The organism is Brevundimonas denitrificans (assembly GCF_030160755.1).
Classification (GTDB): domain Bacteria; phylum Pseudomonadota; class Alphaproteobacteria; order Caulobacterales; family Caulobacteraceae; genus Brevundimonas; species Brevundimonas denitrificans.
Window position 1 is genome coordinate 26,542 of record NZ_BSOY01000007.1, and the last position, 18,845, is coordinate 45,386.

At 67.3% G+C, this 18,845-nt stretch carries 16 protein-coding genes; 9 read left to right on the forward strand and 7 right to left on the reverse strand.

Annotated features, from left to right (window positions below):
- The first annotated feature begins 136 nt into the window (after nucleotides 1–136).
- Together fmt and truA are read left to right on the forward strand one after the other, a co-directional pair.
- Complete coding sequence (gene fmt, locus QQJ79_RS02920) at nucleotides 137–1,093, forward strand: methionyl-tRNA formyltransferase (protein WP_284220934.1); 957 nt, start codon at nucleotides 137–139, stop codon at nucleotides 1,091–1,093.
- Between the two features lie 10 nt (nucleotides 1,094–1,103).
- Entirely contained in the window at nucleotides 1,104–1,841 is a 738-nt protein-coding gene (truA, locus tag QQJ79_RS02925) for a tRNA pseudouridine(38-40) synthase TruA (RefSeq protein ID WP_284220936.1), read from the forward strand.
- A 58-nt stretch (nucleotides 1,842–1,899) separates the two neighbouring features.
- On the opposite strand, the gene QQJ79_RS02930 is transcribed toward truA, so the two are convergent.
- A complete protein-coding gene (locus tag QQJ79_RS02930; protein WP_284220938.1) occupies nucleotides 1,900–2,037 on the reverse strand; it encodes an entericidin A/B family lipoprotein in 138 nt (45 codons plus the stop codon).
- 99 nt (nucleotides 2,038–2,136) lie between these two features.
- Here QQJ79_RS02930 and QQJ79_RS02935 point away from each other — a divergent pair, with 99 nt between their 5' ends.
- The 4 genes from QQJ79_RS02935 to QQJ79_RS02950 all read left to right on the forward strand — a co-directional run bounded on the left by QQJ79_RS02935 (nucleotide 2,137) and on the right by QQJ79_RS02950 (nucleotide 8,797).
- Entirely contained in the window at nucleotides 2,137–3,798 is a 1,662-nt protein-coding gene (locus QQJ79_RS02935; protein WP_284220940.1) for a thiamine pyrophosphate-binding protein, read from the forward strand.
- A gap of 9 nt (nucleotides 3,799–3,807) precedes the next feature.
- Nucleotides 3,808–4,257 (forward strand): hypothetical protein, encoded by a 450-nt coding sequence (locus QQJ79_RS02940; protein WP_284220942.1) that lies wholly within the window; start codon nucleotides 3,808–3,810, stop codon nucleotides 4,255–4,257.
- Nucleotides 4,258–4,302: 45 nt separating this feature from the next.
- A complete protein-coding gene (gene polA / locus QQJ79_RS02945) occupies nucleotides 4,303–7,206 on the forward strand; it encodes a DNA polymerase I (protein ID WP_284220944.1) in 2,904 nt (967 codons plus the stop codon).
- A gap of 79 nt (nucleotides 7,207–7,285) precedes the next feature.
- Nucleotides 7,286–8,797: a KAP family P-loop NTPase fold protein gene (locus QQJ79_RS02950; protein ID WP_284220946.1), complete on the forward strand. Its 1,512-nt coding sequence runs from the start codon at nucleotides 7,286–7,288 to the stop codon at nucleotides 8,795–8,797.
- Nucleotides 8,798–9,257: 460 nt separating this feature from the next.
- Here QQJ79_RS02950 and QQJ79_RS02955 read toward each other — a convergent pair whose 3' ends face one another.
- The 3 genes from QQJ79_RS02955 to QQJ79_RS02965 form a co-directional block, all read right to left on the reverse strand.
- Nucleotides 9,258–9,980 (reverse strand): hypothetical protein, encoded by a 723-nt coding sequence (locus QQJ79_RS02955; protein ID WP_284220948.1) that lies wholly within the window; start codon nucleotides 9,978–9,980, stop codon nucleotides 9,258–9,260.
- 99 nt (nucleotides 9,981–10,079) lie between these two features.
- Complete coding sequence (locus QQJ79_RS02960) at nucleotides 10,080–10,355, reverse strand: hypothetical protein (RefSeq protein ID WP_284220949.1); 276 nt, start codon at nucleotides 10,353–10,355, stop codon at nucleotides 10,080–10,082.
- Between the two features lie 12 nt (nucleotides 10,356–10,367).
- Entirely contained in the window at nucleotides 10,368–10,577 is a 210-nt protein-coding gene (locus QQJ79_RS02965) for a hypothetical protein (protein WP_284220951.1), read from the reverse strand.
- Between the two features lie 559 nt (nucleotides 10,578–11,136).
- Here QQJ79_RS02965 and QQJ79_RS02970 point away from each other — a divergent pair.
- From QQJ79_RS02970 to rplS, 3 genes are read left to right on the forward strand one after another with little or no spacing between them, the layout of a single operon-like run.
- Entirely contained in the window at nucleotides 11,137–12,351 is a 1,215-nt protein-coding gene (locus tag QQJ79_RS02970) for a BaiN/RdsA family NAD(P)/FAD-dependent oxidoreductase (RefSeq protein WP_284220952.1), read from the forward strand.
- A 10-nt stretch (nucleotides 12,352–12,361) separates the two neighbouring features.
- Entirely contained in the window at nucleotides 12,362–13,126 is a 765-nt protein-coding gene (gene trmD / locus QQJ79_RS02975) for a tRNA (guanosine(37)-N1)-methyltransferase TrmD (RefSeq protein ID WP_284220953.1), read from the forward strand.
- 1 nt (nucleotide 13,127) lies between these two features.
- Nucleotides 13,128–13,556, forward strand: a complete 429-nt coding sequence (gene rplS, locus QQJ79_RS02980; protein WP_284220954.1) for a 50S ribosomal protein L19 — start codon at nucleotides 13,128–13,130, stop codon at nucleotides 13,554–13,556.
- 103 nt (nucleotides 13,557–13,659) lie between these two features.
- Here the strand turns inward: rplS and QQJ79_RS02985 are convergent, their stop codons facing one another.
- The 3 genes from QQJ79_RS02985 to QQJ79_RS02995 form a co-directional block, all read right to left on the reverse strand.
- The gene (locus tag QQJ79_RS02985) at nucleotides 13,660–17,364 is read right to left on the reverse strand and encodes a calcium-binding protein (protein ID WP_284220956.1); all 3,705 of its coding nucleotides are present in this window, start codon (nucleotides 17,362–17,364) and stop codon (nucleotides 13,660–13,662) included.
- Nucleotides 17,365–17,453: 89 nt separating this feature from the next.
- Nucleotides 17,454–17,939: a PA2169 family four-helix-bundle protein gene (locus QQJ79_RS02990; RefSeq protein WP_284220958.1), complete on the reverse strand. Its 486-nt coding sequence runs from the start codon at nucleotides 17,937–17,939 to the stop codon at nucleotides 17,454–17,456.
- Nucleotides 17,940–18,014: 75 nt separating this feature from the next.
- Complete coding sequence (locus tag QQJ79_RS02995) at nucleotides 18,015–18,821, reverse strand: tryptophan 2,3-dioxygenase (protein ID WP_284220960.1); 807 nt, start codon at nucleotides 18,819–18,821, stop codon at nucleotides 18,015–18,017.
- Between the last annotated feature and the right edge of the window lie 24 nt (nucleotides 18,822–18,845).

An 18,845-nucleotide genomic window follows, 5' to 3' on the forward strand; every position in this document is an offset into this window, starting at 1 on the left:
TCCGCGATTCCCATAAATCCCCCCTGTCCGCCCCGGGGCCGGCCCTTGAGGTCGATGCGCGGCCGCGCTCCGGCCCGCCCGACCGCGGATCGCCCCTCGCCTTGTCCCCGCCCCGCGCATAGGGCAAAGCGCCCGCATGCGCCTCGCCTTCATGGGTACCCCCGAATTCGCCGTGCCGTCGCTGGCCGAGCTCATCGCCTCGGGCCATGAGATCGTCGCCGTCTACTCGCAACCGCCGAAGCCGCGCGGCCGCGGCCAGAAGCTGACGCCGTCGCCGGTCCAGGCCTTCGCCGAGACCATGGGCCTGCCCGTCTTCACCCCCGCCTCGATGAAGTCGCCCGAGGCCATCGAAACCTTCAAAAGCCTCGACGTCGACGCCGCCTGCGTCGTCGCCTACGGCCAGATCCTCAAGGCCGAGGTGCTCGACGCCCCCCGCCTCGGCTGCTTCAACCTGCACGGCTCCCTGCTGCCCCGCTGGCGCGGCGCCGCCCCCATCCAGCGCGCCATCATGGCCGGCGACCGCCAGACCGGCGTCCAGATCATGCGCATGTCCGAGGGTCTCGACGAGGGCGCGATCCTGCTGTCGGAAATCCTCGACATCCGCCCCGACGACACCGCCGCCTCGCTCGGCGAACGCATGTCCCACATCGGCGCCGGCCTGTGGCCCCGGGCGCTGGCCGCCATCGAACGCGGCGGGGTCGAGGGCACGGAACAGGTCGGCGAGCCGACGTATGCGAAGAAGATCACCCCCGCCGAGGCCCGCATCGACTGGTCCCGCCCGGCGGCGGCGGTCGACGCCCACATCCGCGGCCTGTCGCCCTTCCCCGGCGCCTGGTTCGAGGTTCCTGGCGAGGACGGCCCGGTGCGGATCAAGGTGCTGATGTCGCGGGTCTCGACCGGCTCCGGCGCGGCGGGTCAGGTGCTGGACGACGCCCTGCGCATCGCCTGCGGCGAGGGCGCGGTCGAACTGCTCCGGGTCCAGCGCGCGGGCAAGGCGGCCCAGTCGGCCGAGGAAATGCTGCGCGGTTTCCCCCTGCCCGTCGGGACGATGCTCTCTCCCTCAAGCAGCGAGCCCCCGCGGGGCGCGCGATAGGGAAACAACCATGCCGCGCTACAGGCTGACCCTCGAATACGACGGCTCGGGCTACAACGGCTTCCAGGCCCAGACCGACCAGCCGACGGTGCAGGGCGCGGTCGAGACGGCCATCACCGCCTTCTGCGGCGAGACCGTGCGCCTCGCCGCCGCCGGCCGCACCGACACCGGGGTCCACGCCACCGGCCAGGTCATCAGCCTGGATCTGGACAAGGACTGGCCGGCGCAGACGGTGATGAACGCCCTCAACGCCCATCTGGTCGGCGAGCGGATTTCGGTGCTGGATTGCGTCGGCGTCGACGGCGACTGGCACGCCCGCTTCTCGGCGACGGGACGGCGCTATCTGTACCGCATCCTCAACCGCCCCGGGCCGCCCGCGCTCGACCACGGCCGGGTCTGGCACATGCGCAAACCGCTGGACGCCGACGCCATGCAGTCGGCGGCGCAGAGCCTCGTCGGCCTGCACGACTTCACCACCTTCCGCGATGTGAACTGCCAGTCGAAATCGCCGGAAAAGACGCTCGACGTCGCCCGCGTCTTCCGCGTCGGCGACGAGGTGCATCTGGTGTTCGAGGCGCGCAGCTTCCTGCACCGTCAGGTCCGGTCGATGACAGGGACCCTGACCGAGGTCGGGCTGGGACGCTGGAAGGTGGAGGATGTCGCCGAGGCCCTGGCCGCGCGGGACCGCGCCGCCTGCGGACCCGTGGCGCCGTCGCACGGCCTGTATCTGACCGGCGTGGTCTACTGAAACCGCAAAAAAGGGCCCGCCATCGCTGGCGGGCCCTCCTGAATCACGAGGCCAAGGCCTAGTTCTTGGCTTCTTCGGCGCCCGCGGCGACGGCGCTGCCGGCGGCGGAGACGTCGCGGCCGACGCCCGAGATGGTGTTGCAGGCCGAAACGGCCAGGGCGGCGGCGACCAGGGTCAGGGTGATGATCTTTTTCATGGGATGTTCCGTTACAGGCATTGAACCTTGACCATAAACGCAAGCGTGGCGGCGGGGTTGCATGGCCAAGCCGGGGTCTGATCTGCTAACCCCCGCCGCATGAGCCAGCCCGCCAATACCGCCGCCCGACGCATCGTCGACACCCTCGTCATGAACGGCGTCGACCGCGTCTTCTGCGTCCCGGGCGAAAGCTATCTGGCCGTCCTCGACGCCCTCGCCGACGTGCGCGACCGGATTCAGGTCATCGCCTGCCGCCATGAGGCGGGCGCCGCCAACATGGCCGAGGCCTACGGCAAGCTGACCGGCAGGCCCGGCGTCTGCATGGTCACACGCGGACCCGGCGCGACCCACGCCTCCATCGGCGTGCATACGGCGCATCAGGACTCCACGCCGATGATCCTGTTCGTCGGCCAGATCGCCCTGACCGACCGCGGCCGCGGCGCCTTCCAGGAGGTCGACTACCGCGAGGTCTTCGGCGGCCTCGCCAAATGGGCCACCGAGATCGAAAGCCCGGAACGCACCGTCGAGGTCGTTGAACGCGCCTTCGCCACCGCCCTGCAGGGGCGGATGGGGCCGGTGGTCATCGCCCTCCCCGAAGACATTCTGCATGCCGACGGCGGCCCCGCCCCGATCCGGCCGGTGACGCCCGCGAAGGCGGCGCTGGACCCGGCCTTCGTCGAACAGGTCCGCGCCCGGCTCGCCAAGGCGGAACGCCCCCTGCTGGTGCTGGGCGGCTCGGGCTGGACGGAAGAGGCCGCGACCGCCATCGGCGACTGGGCCGAGCGGATCGGCCTGCCGGTCGCCCTGTCGTTCCGGCGCAAGGACGTCCTGTCCAACGACCGCTCCAACTACGCCGGCGACCTCGGTCTCGGCTGCAATCCGAAACTGACCGCCCGGGCCAAGGCCGCCGATCTCATCCTCGCCATCGGCGCCCGCCTCGGCGAGAACCCGACCCAGGGCTACACCCTGTTCACCCGCGCCCGCACGGCGGAGACCCTGATCCACATCCATCCCGGCGCCGAGGAGCTGGGCCGCGTCTGGACCCCGGCGCTGAGCGCCACGGCCGACAACTCGCTCGCGGCTCTCGCCCTGTCGACCATCGATCCCGGCCGCGACTGGCAGGCCGAGGCCGCCGCCGCCCACGCCGACTACCAGGCCTTCTCGACCCCCGTGCCGGTCACCGGGGCGGTGAACATGTCGGAGTGCATGGCTCACCTCGGCGAGGTCCTGCCGCCGACGGCCATCATCACCAACGGCGCCGGCAATTTCGCCGCCTGGCTGCACCGCTTCTACCGCCACCGCGCCTGCCGCACCCAGCTGGCCCCGACCTCGGGGGCGATGGGCTACGGCTATCCCGCCGCCCTCGCCGCCAAGAGCGTCCATCCCGACCGCGACGTCATCTGCATCGCCGGCGACGGCGACTACCTCATGACCGGGCAGGAGATCGCCACGGCGGTCCAGTACGGCATCAATGTCGTGGTCGTGGTCGTCGACAACGGGACCTACGGCACCATCCGCATGCACCAGGAGATGCACTATCCGGGCGGACAGCGGACCATCGCCACCGATCTGAAGAACCCCGACTTCGTCAAATACGCCGAGGCCTTCGGCGCCTTCGGCGTCCGCTGCGAGACTACCGCCGACTTCCCCGCCGCCCTCGCAGCGGCGCGGAACGCCGGCCGCCCCGCCCTCGTTCACCTGATCACCTCGGCCGAGGATATCGCCCCGACCCGCACCATCACCGGCCTGCGCTCGCAATAAGGAGCCGTCATGCGCGTCCTGCCCGCCCTGCTCGCCTCGACCGCCCTGCTCGGCGGCTGCGCCACGCCCCTGGAGCCGGGTCCGGACGGCCCGCCGACCGGCGGCGACAGCAACGACTGCGCCGTCATCGCCGCCATCGCGAAGGAGCACTACCGCTTCAACACGACCGACAACCGGCCGCCGCCGATCCGCTTCGAGGGCGACTACGCCCCGCGCTGCGACTGGAGCCGCCACGGCCTCGCCTTCACCCCCTACAACCCGGACGCCGCCGGCGACCCGCGCCAGCGGATGCGCTGGGTCAGTTTCGCCCGCCCGGTCTATGACGGCCGCGGCGCCGTGGTCGACACGGGGATCATGCACGGCCCGCTCGCGGGACAGGGCTATGAGTGCCGCGTCCTCTCCGGCTTCGCCGGCTGGACCGTCCCGGAGGGCTCGTGCCGCCGGACCTGGGTCTCCTGACGCTCAGCCGGTGACGCGCGGGCCGCGCCCGCCTATGTTCCGCCGATGACCGACACCGCCGCCGACTCCGCCGACCGCTCCCTCACCCAGGACGGCCCCGCCGTGCGGCTGTGGATGATCGACGCCTCGGCCTACATCTTCCGTGCCTATCACGCCCTGCCGCCCCTGACGCGCAAGTCCGACGGGCTCCCCGTCGGGGCCGTGCAGGGCTACTGCAACATGCTGTGGAAGCTGATCCGGGACATGAAGGGCGACGACGGCCCGACCCATCTGGTCGCCGTCTTCGACCATTCGGAGAAGACCTTCCGCAACGCCATGTACGACCAGTACAAGGCCAACCGCTCGGCCCCGCCCGAGGACCTGATCCCCCAGTTCCCGCTGGTGCGCGAGGCCACCGCCGCCTTCGGCGTCCACTGCGTCGAGCTGCCCGGCTACGAGGCCGACGACCTGATCGCCACCTATGCCTGCAAGGCGCGGGACGCCGGCGGCGAGGCGGTCATCGTCTCCTCCGACAAGGACCTGATGCAGCTGATCGGCCCCTCGGTCGTCATGTGGGACCCGATGAAGGAGCGCCGCCTCGCCGAGGAGGCGGTGTTCGAAAAGTTCGGCGTCACCCCCGACAAGGTGGTCGAGGTCCAGGCCCTGATCGGCGACAGCGTCGACAACGTCCCCGGCGCCCCCGGCATCGGCCCCAAGACCGCCGCCCAGCTGATCCTCGAGTTCGGCGATCTGGACACCCTGCTGGCCCGCGCCCACGAGATCAAACAGCCCAAGCGGCGCGAGACCCTGATCGAATTCGCCGACCAGATCCGCCTGTCGCGCGAGCTGTGCCGCCTCGACTGCAACGCCCCCGCGCCCGAGCCGATCGACGACTTCCTCGTCCGCCACCCCGACCCGGAGCGGCTGGCCGAATTCCTCGACCGGATGGAGTTCCGCTCCCTGCGCAGCCGCGTCGGCGACGGCAAGGCCCCGGCCACCAACGGCACCGCCTTCGTCGCCCGCCCCAAGGCCCCCTCCGCCCCCGTCGCCACCCCCCGCTACGGCCAGGTCCCCGCCGGCCCGGCCGAGGTCCAGACCGTCGATCACGAGGCCTACCACTGCGTCCAGACCCTCGAAGACCTCGACCGGTGGATCGCCCGCGCGACCGAGGCCGGGGTGATCGGCTTCGACACCGAGACGGATGCGCTGAGCGCCACCCACGCCGGCCTGTGCGGCGTGTCGCTGGCCATCGGCCCCAATGACGCCTGCTACATCCCCCTGACCCACGCGCACCCGCCCGCGCCCAACGCCGGCGGCCTCGACTTCGGCGGCGAGAGCGACCAGCGCGAACCCCTGACCCAGATCGACAAGCCCACGGCCCTGGCCCGGCTCAAGCCCCTGCTCGAGAACCCCGCCGTCCTCAAGGTGATGCAGAACGGCAAATACGACATCGCCGTCATGGCCCGCCGCGGCATCCGCGTCGCCCCCTTCGACGACACCATGCTGATCTCCTATGTGCTCGAGGGCGGGCTGCACGGCCACGGCATGGACGAGCTGGCCCGCCTCCACCTCGGCCACGACCCCATCGCCTTCAAGACCGTCGCCGGCACGGGCAAGGCCCAGAAGTCGTTCAAACACGTCGAGCTGAAACCGGCCACCTGCTACGCCGCCGAGGACGCCGACGTCACCCTGCGCCTCTGGCGTATCCTCAAGCCGCGCCTCGCCGAGGAAGGCCTCGTCACCGTCTATGAGACGCTGGAGCGCGGCATGCCCGCCGTCCTGGCCGACATGGAGCGGGCCGGCGTCCGCGTCGATCCCGATCGCCTCAAACGCCTGTCCTCCGAGTTCGGCCTGCGCATGGCCGAGCTGGAGCAGCAGGCGCACGAGCTCGCCGGCCGCCCGTTCAACGTCGGCTCCCCGCGCCAGATCGGCGACATCCTGTTCGGCGAGATGGCCCTGACCGGCGGCAAGAAGACCGCCAGCGGCCAGTGGGAGACCGGCGCCGCCACGCTCGAGGCCCTGGCCCTCACCCACGACCTGCCGCGCGTCCTCCTCGACTGGCGCCAGCTCTCCAAGCTCAAGGGCACCTATACCGACGCCCTGATCGAGGCCGCCGACAAGACCACCGACCGCGTCCACACCAGCTACCAGCTGGCCGCCGCCACCACCGGCCGCCTCGCCTCCTCCGACCCCAACCTCCAGAACATTCCGATCCGCACCGAGACCGGCCGCCAGATCCGTCAGGCCTTCATCGCCGCCCCCGGCCATGTCCTGATCAGCGCCGACTACAGCCAGATCGAGCTGCGCCTGCTGGCCCATATCGGCGACATCCCCGAGCTCAAGCGCGCCTTCGCCGCCGGCATCGACATCCACACCGCCACGGCCTCCGAGATGTTCGGCGTCCCCGTCGACCAGATGGACCCCGAGACGCGCCGCCGCGCCAAGGCGATCAATTTCGGCATCGTCTACGGCATCAGCGCCTTCGGCCTGGCCGCCCAGCTGAACATCGACCAGGGCGAGGCCGGCGCCTACATCAAGACCTATTTCGAGCGCTTCCCCGGCATCCGCACCTATATGGACGCCACCAAGGCCCAGGTGCGCGAGACCGGCATGGTCAGCACCGTCTTCGGCCGCCGCATCCACATCCCCGCCATCCATTCCAAGTCAGGGGCCGAGCGCCAGTTCGGCGAACGCGCCGCCATCAACGCCCCCATCCAGGGCGCCGCCGCCGACATCATCCGCCGCGCCATGATGCGGATGCCGGGGGCTCTGGTCGAAGCCGGCCTGTCAACGAAGATGCTGCTCCAGGTCCACGACGAACTGGTCTTCGAGGCCCCCGAGTCCGAGGCCGAGCGCGCCATCGCCGTGATCAAGCGGACCATGGAGGGGGCCGCGGAACCGGCCGTGGCCCTGACGGTGCCGCTGGTGGTGGATGCGCGGGCCGCCGCCAACTGGGACGAGGCGCACTGAGGGGGCGGGTTGTCAGAGTTGAGTATTTGAAATTTGTACGCGCGCCCGATTGAGGTGCGCTCTAGTCACCGGGGGGACCATGGCCGTAGATCTGGATACTATCTGGAAGGGTGACCTTCTGAATAGAAAGGCTGACGGGCAGCTTCTCTATGACTTCCTCGTCAGGCGCCATGCGGAACGCCGGGCCGCTTCGATACCCGGCGCTTACGTCGTCAACCTCAATGCAAGCTGGGGTCACGGGAAGTCGTTCTTCATGGAACGCCTCGCTGCGCAAATGCGCGCAGAAGGCCATCTGACCGCGTTCGTCAATGCTTGGCGAGATGACAGCACCAAGGAGCCCGTGGTTGCGGTTATGGCCGCGATCGAAGAGTGCTTGTCGCCCCACTTCACCAAGCACGATGCGATCCGGAAATCATGGGACGCCACCAAAGCCCACGGCGCAACAATCGTCGCTTCCCTGCTGAAGGGAGCCTCACGAAGGCTCGCCGAAAAGTACGCCGGCCAGGCAATCGATGAGATAGAAAATCTATTAGAAACAGACACCTTCGTGCCTGACCAAATCGAGGATTTCCTCGATGGCAACAATGCCGCCGTCAGCGAGGCGGTAGCGACGGAAGTTACAACTCTTCTAACTAAGTTCATCGATCGGAAGATCGCCGATTACAAAGCTAGAATTGACAGCGCTGCTCAATTTCAAAATCGTCTAAAATCAATATTATCAAATCTTGAATCGCGATCTGAAGCGACACTTCCTCTATTTGTTCTAATTGACGAACTTGATAGATGTCGTCCGACATATGCGATTGAAATGTTGGAGCAGGTTAAACATTTATTTGATATAGACAACACGATTTTTTTGATCGCGACCGACGGAGACCAACTGTCGCACTCTATAAAAGCAGTTTATGGGGAAGGATTTGACGGATCTGGATATTTGCTTCGATTCTTCCATCGACACTATCGCTTTGAGAGGCGTGATCTTGGTGCATTTAGCGATTATTTGTTCGCGTTGAATGAAATTGATCAGTCAAAACTGGCTACACCTCTCGAGACTTCTCCCTCGGCGATATTTGTCGGAGCGATGATTTCTTATGATGTTACCCTTCGTGACGCAGAGCAGATATTTGATATTCTGAGGTCATGCGTAACGATGTGGTCATACCCCATCCCCATCCAGCTAAATATCATTCTGCCGCTCATAATTCACCACCATAGACGGCAGTTTGCTGACATGGGCGCTTACATGGACTCTAGGCAAAGAGCTAACACGCCGAAATCTCCATGGAACGTGAACGCACAATACTTAGATGGCGGCAGAATGAGAAAAGGTGACGTAGGAGTGCAAAACTTGAACGATAGCGTGCTCAAGAAATTGAGCAATACTATTGTCTCTTCTCTCAACAGTACGACAAATGACTACAAGAGCTCATACGTTAGTTCCATATTCGGTCAAGAGCTCCAAGTTCTTCATAAATCACGGCACCACGGCGATGGACCAAAGTCGGTAATCCTTGAATACCCCGACTTGGTTCAAAGCGTGGGCAGACTCGCAGCGCCGGCGGATGATGGAGGGTTAGAGACCGTCGGTTGACCCGCTGGATGCCAAGTCACCAATCTTGTGCGATTCAGGCTGGAGACTCACCGTCAGCCCTCCACCCCAGCGCCCGCAGCTCGATCCGGGCCGCCTGTTGCAGGACGGAGCCGGGGGAGAGGCGCTCGATCTCGGACAGGAGGCCGCCGATGCCGGCACGGCCGTCGGCGCTGGTCAAGTCGAGGCCCCCTCACGTCATCGCCACATCCCCGCTCGCCCCATGCGGCCGCACCCAGAAGGTGACCCGCCCCGGGCAGCCCATCCTGCGGCAGGTCGTGGCGCGGCCCCACAGGACGAAGCCGGGGCCGCGCTCGCGGGCGATGCGTTTCAGATCGGCGCGGATGCGCAGCTCGCACAGGTCGCACTCGGTATAGACCAGCCAGCGGTTGGCCAGGATGGCGCCGACCGTGGGGCCCGCTTCCTGTTCCGGACCCGGGCCCCATAAACAGCCGCTCGTCCGCTAGTCCTTGGTGATATCGAAGGCGAAGTCGAACGTCTCGCCCGCCACTTCGACGATGAAGTTTGTGGGCAGCGCGCCCGCTTCGGGGAATACCACGCGGTCCGAAATCACCTGCCCGCCGAAGGAGGTGTCCGGATCGATGGTCGTGGTCTGCAAGACGCTGCCGCTCAGCGACGTCAGGGTGTTGTCCAGATTGGCGCTGATGTTGTTCATCTGGTTAGCCGCGCCGGCGACAGCGACAGAACTGGCGACGGCTTGAGCCGCATAGTTGGTAGCGACCGTGTTGTAGGTCCCATAGGGCGTCACCGTCGTGCTGCGGTAGGTAGGCCCCGAAGAGGCGGCGGCGGCGCTGGCGGCGCCGGCCAGAGCCGTCAGCACCAGCGCGGTGGTCGCGTCGTTCCTGGCCATGCGCTCAAGCTCGGCATAGGTGAAGACGCGAACCGGAGCGCCGAGAGCGGAGACGGAGACGTTTTCAACGCCGAAGTTCATGGCGGTGTCGCCGCGATTGAACACAGCCACGGCGAAGATCAAACGACCTTTCTCATTCGGACCAAACGAGGTGACCTGCACCGTGGCGTTCCGGCCATCAGCCTGGGTCGTGGCGACCCCTTGAACGTAACGGATCGTCTGGCCAGCAGTCGGGCGCGGCGTCGACGTATAGGTCGACGCGCAGGCGGATACGGACATGGCGGCACAAACCGCCAAGGCGACAGCGTATTTCATTTGAGGAGCCCCCTCCAGGGCCGGGCAATGCACCAGACCTGAGTACTGCATAGGTTCTAGCGAGGGTGGTGTCGAGCAATGGTTACAATCGAGACACACTCACGTCATCCCCACATCCCCGTACGCCCCATGCGGCCGCACCCAGAAGGTGACCCGGCCCGGGCAGCCCATCCGGCGGCAGGTCGTGGCGCGGCCCCACAGGACGAAGCCCGGGCCGCGTTCGCGGGCGATGCGTTTCAGGTCGGCGCGGATGCGCAGCTCGCACAGGTCGCACTCGGTATAGACCAGCCAGCGGTTGGCCAGGATGGCGCCGACCGTGGGGCCCGCCTCTCTCCAGTCGCCCGCCGTGTAGCGGTCGTGATTACGGCGGCTCATGGTGGTGGGGCGCTATCGCTCGGCCCGCGGGGCCTCGCTGCTTGAGCGCCAGCCGATCGCCCGCAGCTCCATCCGCGCCGCCTGCTGCAGCAGGACGCCGGGGCAGGCGCGCTCGATCTCGGACAGCAGGGTGTGGATGCCGGCGCGGCCGTCGGCGCTGGTCAGGTCGAGGCCCTCCAGGGCCTCCAGCAGGCGGGCGGTCGGGTCGTCGGGCGTCATCATCTGTTGTCCTCTTTCCGTAACGCCGACCCGGGATGATCCAGCCCGCCCGGGCGGGCGGAGTCAATCGGAACGTTCGTGATTTGTTCTTTTTAGCCACAGCGTCGGCCCTGCCCCCTCCGGCCCTTCGGGCCACCTCCCCGTCGGGGGCGGAAACAGTGTCTTCCCGCCCCCTATAATCCCGCCCCTTTCAACCCCGAAAGGCACCCTCCCGACCCCTGATCCGCCGCCGCGCACCACCGCCAACCCACCATACCCCGGCCCCGGGGTATAATGCGGTCCGGGGCGGCCAAAGGCCCGCCCCGCCTGACCGGTCTTTGACATCGCCGCCCTGAAACCCCGCCCGACCGCTCCAGGCCGAAGCGGATTGTCAGCATATTGACGCTGCTCACCGACGCGCGCCGCCTGTCCTGAATTTTTTCCCCCGCCGACCGTGCCTTTCCGCCCCTTCCGGACGCATCGGACGGAGTGGACGCAGTGGACGCATCGGACGCTTCGGACGCTTCGGACGCTTCGGACGGTATTTTTTCAACCGGACCCGGCCCGTGCTAATCCCCCCGCCATGACCCCCCAGTCCGTGGATGTCCTGATCGTCGGCGCCGGCGCGGCCGGGATGATGTGCGCCATCGAGGCCGGGCGGCGCGGGCGCTCGGTCCGCCTCCTCGACCACGCCCGGGCGCCGGGCGAGAAGATCCGCATCTCCGGCGGCGGCCGCTGCAACTTCACCAACACCGGGACCGGCCCCGCCAACTTCCTCGGCGAGAACCCGCGGTTCGCGACCTCGGCCCTGAAGCGGTTCAGCCAGCACGACTTCGTCAAACGCGTCGACCGCGCCGGCATCGCCTGGCACGAAAAGACCCTGGGCCAGCTGTTCTGCGACGACAGCGCGAAACAGATCATCCGCATGCTGACCGACGACATGCGGGCGGCGGGCGTGGTCCTGTCGCTGGGCGTCTCGGTCGAGCGGGTCGCGCGCGTCGCCGACGGCTTCGAGGCCGCCCTGTCCGACGGGACCACGGTCCGCAGCCGCGCGCTGGTCCTGGCCACCGGCGGCAAGTCGATCCCCAGGATGGGGGCCACCGGCTGGGCCTATGACGCCGCCCGCCAGTTCGGCCTGCGCGTCACCGACACCCGCCCGGCCCTGGTCCCCCTGACCTTCGAGGCCGGCCTGCTGGAGACGCTGAAACCCCTCGCCGGCGTCGCCGTGGATGTCAGCGTCACCGCCGTCCCGGCCTCAAGTAGCCCGAAGGGCGATAGGCCAACCTTCAATGAGGCCATGCTCTTCACCCACCGCGGCCTGTCGGGCCCCGCCATCCTCCAGATTTCGAGCTACTGGCGCGAGGGCGAGGCCATCACCGTCGCCATGGCCCCCGGCGAGGACCTCTACGCCCGCCTCAAGGCCGCCAAGGAAGAGAACGGCAAGCAGATGGTCCACACGGCGCTGGGCCACATCATCCCCCGCCGCCTCGCCGAAAGCGTCTGCGACCGCGAAGGGATCAAGGGCAAGCTGGCCGAGGTCGGCGACAAGACCCTGCGCCGCCTCGACGCCGCCGTGAACGGCTGGACCGTCAAGCCCGTCGGCTCCGAAGGCTACCGCACCGCCGAGGTCACCCTGGGCGGCGTAGCCACCGACCAGCTGGACCAGCAGACCATGGCCGCGAAGGAGGTCCCCGGCCTCTACGTCATCGGCGAGGCCGCCGACATCACCGGCTGGCTCGGCGGCTACAATTTCCAGTGGGCCTGGTCGTCGGGTTGGGCCGCCGGGCAGGTGTGCTAGGAGACCCGCCATGACCGCCCGCCCGCCCTTCACCGCCACCGTCCTGACCATGTTCCCCGAGGCCTTTCCGGGCCCGCTGGGCGTCTCGCTGATCGGCACGGCGTGGCGTGAGCGCGGGCTCTGGAGCCTTGATACGGTTGACATTCGGGCCTTTTCCACAGATACGCGCGGCTTCCTGGACGACACCCCCGCGGGGGGCGGGCCGGGAGCCGTGCTGAAAGCGGACGTGGTGGCCAGGGCGCTCGACAGCGTTTCGGGCCCGCCCCGGCCGCTTTTGTACATGAGCGCCCGGGGTCGGCCCCTGACCCAGGCGCGCGTCAAGGAATGGGCCAAAGCGGACGGGATCACCGTCCTCTGCGGCCGGTTCGAGGGGGTGGACCAGCGCGTGCTCGACGCGCGCGGGTTCGAGGAGGTCTCCGTCGGGGACGCGGTGCTCGCCGGCGGCGAGGCGGCGGCCATGGTGGTGATCGAGGCGTGCGTACGACTGATCCCCGGAGTGCTGGGCCAGGCCGAGAGCCTGAGTTCGGAGAGCTTCGAGGACGGCCTTCTGGAGCATCCGCAGTACACGCGACCGCGGACGTTCGAGGGGCTGGAGATACCCGAGGTTCTGCTGTCCGGAGACCATAAAAAGGTCGCCGCATGGCGCGAAGAGCAGCGGCGACTGACGACCCGGGAACGACGGCCAGACCTCTGGGCGGCTTACCCGGACAAGACCCATGCGGGCCCCGAGCCCGCCAAATCACAGGTAAAGAGCGCAAAAGCTCGAGGAGAATAGAATGAACATCCTGCAGACGATCGAAGCCGAAGAAAAAGCCCGCCTGATCGAAAAACGCGCGATCCCCGACTTCCAGCCCGGCGACACCCTGCGCGTCATGGTCAAGATCAAGGAAGGCGAGCGCGAACGCATCCAGGCCTTCGAGGGCGTCTGCATCGCCCGCGCCGGCGGCGGCGTGAACGAGAATTTCACCGTCCGGAAGATCTCCTTCGGCGAAGGCGTGGAGCGGGTCTTCCCGATCCTGTCGCCGAACATCGACGCCATCGAGGTCAAGCGCCGCGGCGTCGTCCGGCGCGCCAAGCTCTATTACCTGCGCGACCGTCGCGGCAAGTCCGCCCGGATCGCCGAGAAGCAGACGGTCCGTCCGGTCAAGGGCGTCGTGGTCCCGGAAACCGGCGCCGCCCAGAAGGCCGACGACACCGAAGCCTGAGCCGCTTCGTTTCGCTGAAATAACAAAGGCCCCGGCGCAACCGCCGGGGCCTTTTGGTTTGGGCGACACCCGCAACCGGAGATGAAGACGCAGCGCCGGTTGATCAGACGAAGAAGCCGTCGGCATCCCAGCCGCCGCCCACCCGGTCAGGAAGCAGCGGCGCCAGGACCCTGTTTCCGAAGGGCTCAGGGCCGTCCGGACCCGCACGGCTCTGCCCGCCGGACACAGGCGTCTCCGCCGCCTCCCCGGTTCCCGGGAGCACCCAGGGCTCCGGCCCGCTCTTGCCTCCGGACTCGACGATCAGGGGCGGCTGCACCAGGGGCTCATCGTACATCCGGCCGAGATCCCAAAGGGTTCCGTCGCCGAACTGGATGACCTCGATGCTCGTCAGGCGGTCCGTGCCGTCCACGCCCTTCAGGATGAAGTCGTCGCCGTCCCGCAGCAGGACATAGTTCGAAGCGGCGCCGCTGGCGTGAAGGCGGTCCGTTCCGGCGCCGCCATCGATCAGGTCGTCGCCGGCGCCCCCGTCGAGGCTGTCGTCGCCGTCCTGACCGAACAGGGTGTCGTCGTCCGCCCCGCCCCGGAGCTGGTCCGCGCCCCCCGCGCCGAAAAGGGTGTCCTTGCCGGCCGAAGCGACCAGTTCATCATTCGCATTTTCGCCGAACAGCTGATCATTGCCCGCCGTATCCGAAAGATAAACGCCCCCGCCGGGCTGCATGATCCAGGTCTGGTCTCCGAACAGAATGCGCTCGATGCCGGTGAGCAGATAGCTGGCGCTCTGATCCTGAACGAGAACGAGACCGCCGTACTGAACCAACTGGTAGTTCCCACGGCCGGCGCCGAAGACGACGGTGTCGATCCCCGCGCCACCGTCGATGAGGTCATGGCCCCTCTCCGGCGTGATGATGTCGTCGCCTCCGGAGCCGAAAATGATGTCGTCGCCCCATGTGCCTGCGATCGCGCCGCCTCCGGCGGGGGCCGTCAGGGTCGGCACTACAGGGTTTCCGGCGATGTCGTAGACGCCATCGGTGAAGCAGAGGAACTCGACCCCGATGAGGGTATCGGTCCCGTCCGGTCCGGCGACCGTGGTCGCGCCGCCGGAGACGCCGAGGACATAGCTGGACCGAAGACCGGAGAAGAGGGCGAAGTCCGGGTCGGCGCCGCCGTTCAGGCTGTCGTTTCCGGCGTGGCCGAACAGAAAATCCCGGCCCGTCCCGCCATCCAACAGGTCATCGCCGGCGCCGCCCAGGAGTCTGTCGTCGCCGACGTCGCCGGACAGATGGTCAGCTCCGTCCCCGCCATTCAGCTGGTTCACGCCGAAGCCGCCGACGAGGACATCGTTGTGGTTTGAGCCGTTCAGATTGGCGATGGACATCAGATAGTCGCGACCGGATCCGACAGTGTCCTGCCAGCCGTCGATCCTGAGATCGACCCTGACCCCGATCGTGGCCTCACTGTAGTCGGCGGTGTCCACGCCCGCCCCGCCTCCGCCGTAGATTTGATCGTCGCCGGCGCCACCTTGCAGCCAGTCGTGCAGGTTGGACCCGCGGACGTCATCGTCGCCGTCCCCACCATAGGTCCGGCCGTAACTTGCGGCGTACAGACGGTCGTTGCCGGCCCCGCCGTCGATCTCGGCCCAACCGGCCTGGACCGCGCTGATCGCATCGTCTCCATCGCCGCCGTAGAGCCGGGCGGTGATCCCCAACGCAACAATGCTGTCGTTGCCCGCACCGCCATAGACGGTGTCGTCGCCGCTGAAGGTGTCGATGGTGTCGTCGCCGTCGCCGCCGTGGATCACGTCGTCGCCCATGTCGCCGTAGAGCAGGTCGCCGCCGCCGCCGCCGTGGATGACATCAGCGCCGAAACCGCCCCGGATCAGCTCTCCTTCCTCGCCGCCATGGATTGTGTCGTTCCCCGCCTGCCCCAACAGGGCGTTGGAACCCGAGCCCCCCTCGATGTAGTCGTCTCCGTCTCCGCCTTGAACGGTGTCGGCCCCCTCATCGCCGAACAGCCGGTCATTTCCGGCGCCGCCCGACAATGAGTCTTCGTCCGCTCCGCCGTGGATGACGTCATCCGCATCCGACCCGAAAATCCGGTCATCGCCGGCTCCGCCGGAAAGTCGCCCCCCGCCCGCGTGATCCGTCAGGCGGTCGTCCCCGGCGGCGCCCTCAAGAATGTCATAGCCCGCCCCGCCTTCAAGCACGTCGTCGCCCATGGCGCCGTCGAGCTGGTCGTCGCCACCGCCCCCGAGAAGGATGTCGTCGCCCCCCAGCCCGGACAGGATGTCGTTTCCTCCGTGACCGACCAGCAGGTCCGCACCGGCGTTGCCGGAATGCTGTCCGCCGAGGTCCGGCGTTCCCCCGCCGGCGCCGGTCGCGAACGCGTTCCACTGCGCCAGGGAGAAGCCGGCGACACCCCGAACGACGACCGTTCCACCAGCATGGACCAGGCTGGTGTCGCCGGCCGTCACGGTCGCCGCGGTGAACGAAGAGCCGGCGAGGGCGAAGCGGTCGACAGCAGCGTCGAAGCCTTCGAGGATATCAACGCCAGCCTCAAGGCCGAGCACTACGATATCGGCGCCGCTGGCGAGGCGGTAGGTGTCGGCGCCCCGTCCGCCGAACATCTGGTCACCGCCCTCAGCGATCAGAACATCGTCTCCCTCGCCGCCGACCAGAGTGTCCATGCCGGCGCCGCCCGCGAGGATGTCGTCGCCGCCATCGCCGATCAGGATGTCGTCCCCCCCGTCGCCGTGAAGTGCGTCGGAGCCGGCGCCTCCGTGGAGTTCGTCGTCGCCGTCGGCGCCCCACACCCGGTCGTCCCCCCGACCGGAGAAGGCCCAATCGTCGCCGGCCCCCATATCCAGACCCCCGAGCAGGCGTCCGGTCGCGCCGAGGAAGCGGTCGGCGCCGTCGACGAAAGTGACGTCGCCCTCGATCAGGCCCTGGTTGAGGATGCGGTCGGAGCCGTAGGTGAAGACGATGTCGCCGCGTATCTCGCCCCGATTGTCTATGACATCGTCGCCATTGGGGAACGGTATGAAGGTGCTGCCCGGGACCAGTTCCTTGATGGCGGTGCGTCCGCTGATCAGACCTGTGTTGATAACGAGAGAATCGAACACGCCGGCCGAAATGGTCAGGCCAATGCTGTCATCGAGGCCGTCGATATCGCAGGCGACAATCGACCCACTGTTCAGCAGTTCGGTCCGGTGGCTCCAGATCAGCATCCCGATGACGGAGCCTGCCCCGGTGACGATGATCTCGCCGGAGTTAACAGCCCGACCGCCGTTGTAGAGCATCGCGCCGTAGGCGTTGCGCCCGCCCGTCACCTCAATCCGTCCGCTGTTTGAGAAGTCGAAGCCGAACCCGGTATAATCTTCGATCATGAACGCGGCGCCAAAGGTATGCAGACCCCAGGCGTCGCCGGCGCCGGTCACGGTGAACAGGCCGTCGTTGCGGAAGTCAGGCGTCTGATCGTTACGGGTGTAATATCCGTAGAGGTCCAGTTCGGTCGCCGACCGTATACGAACCACGCCCGCTTCAGTGTTCCAGAATGACGACTGCCGGTAGCTGCCGCCTGCGTACTGGTCAGTGAAAACGCCGTAGAGGCCAGAGGGCATGTAGACGCCCCCGCCGTCCAGATCGGCTATGATCTCTCCAGAGTTGATCAGATGCGGGCCCGGGTTGATGCTGGGATGGATATAGCCGACCGGATAGTCGACCAGCCGTACGCCATACAGGCCGTTGGTGATCTGGACCGTCCGCCCCGGGCCGATCTCTACCATTTCGTCGACGATATCTATCGGCGGCATACCCCTACCCCTCTACTCAAGATAGAAGGGTAGGGGTCAAGACACGCCTCGGGCAAGCCCTCCCGGAGCGGGAGGTGTGCACAGCCCTGCTACTGCGGATACAGCCGTCCGTCCGCGTCCTTCTGGCCTTCCAGGCTGTGCTTGAGGTCGCGCATCTGGTCGTGGCCGTCCTTCACCGTCGTATAGGCCCGGCGAATGGTTTCGCGGGTGGTGGCCGATACCGCCGAGTCCTCAAGGGCGGTTTCAAACTTCGCCTTGATGAAGTCCTCGCCGTTCTCGACCGAGTTCACGACCGCCTGCTCATCGCGGAGCAGGGCGTGTTTAACGTCGAGGAAGGCGCGATGGGCCTTGGCCAGGATGGAGCCGTCATCCTCGGGCTCGCCGCCCAGGTTTCGGACCGTGCCCTGGAGGTCGGCGGCCACCTGCTGGCGCTCGAAGCTGCGGGCCTCGAACAGGGAGCGGTAGTTGGGCTTGTCGGTTTCCTTCGCGGCTTCGCGGTAGCCGTCAGCGCTGTCGATCGTGGTTTCGATCAGGCTGTTGAGAACGTGGATGTCGTGGTCGTTGGGGGCGGTCATATTCAGGCCTTTCACAGCTTCCGGGAGGAGACCTGAAAGCGCGGTCGGGCCTGAAAAGGTTTCAGCTTCGCCGTTCTACAATTTCGTGCGCAGCGACCAGAGCTCGGGAAAGCAACGGCGCTGGAGGGTCTCGGTGAGGTAGGCGACGCCCTCGGTGCCGCCCGTGCCGCGACGCCGGCCGATGATGCGTTCGACCGTGACCACGTGCTTGTGCCGCCAGGTCAGCAGGGCGTCGTCGAGGTCCACGAGTTTCTCGGCGAGCTGGTAGAAGGGCCACCAACGGGCGGTGTCCCGATAGACCTCCAGCCAGGCGGCCTCGACCTCTTCCGACGGCTCGTAGGGCTTGCTGACGTCCCGGTTCAGCACCGCGACCGGGATCGGCAAGCCCGCGACGGCCAGTTGCGACAGGGTGTCGTCGTAAAGGCTGGGCGCGGCCAGGGCGGCCTGGAGCGCGGCGTGGGCCGCGGGGCGTTCGACGTGGAAGCGCAAGAAGCGGTCGTCCTTCAGGCCCAGCATGAATTCGAAGCGGCGGAACTGGTCGCTCTGAAAGCCGGAGGAGGAACCCAGCACGCCGCGGAAGCGCAGATAGTCGGCCGGGGTCATGGTGGCCAGGATGTCCCAGCTCATGGTCATCACCGCCTGGATGCGGCTGACGCGGGCCAGGCATTTATAGGCCGGGACCAGATCGCCGCCGCGGATCAGGGCCTGGGCCAGCGTCACCTCGTGCAGGATCTGTTTGAGCCACAGCTCCTTGGTCTGGTGGATGATGACAAACAGCATCTCGTCATGCTCATCCGACAGCGGATGCTGGGCGGCGAGCAGGTCGTCGAGCGCCAGATAGCCGGCGTAGGTGATCTCGGAGGGCTTTCGGGCGTCGGTCATCCGCGACCTATCGCGCGGGAGGCG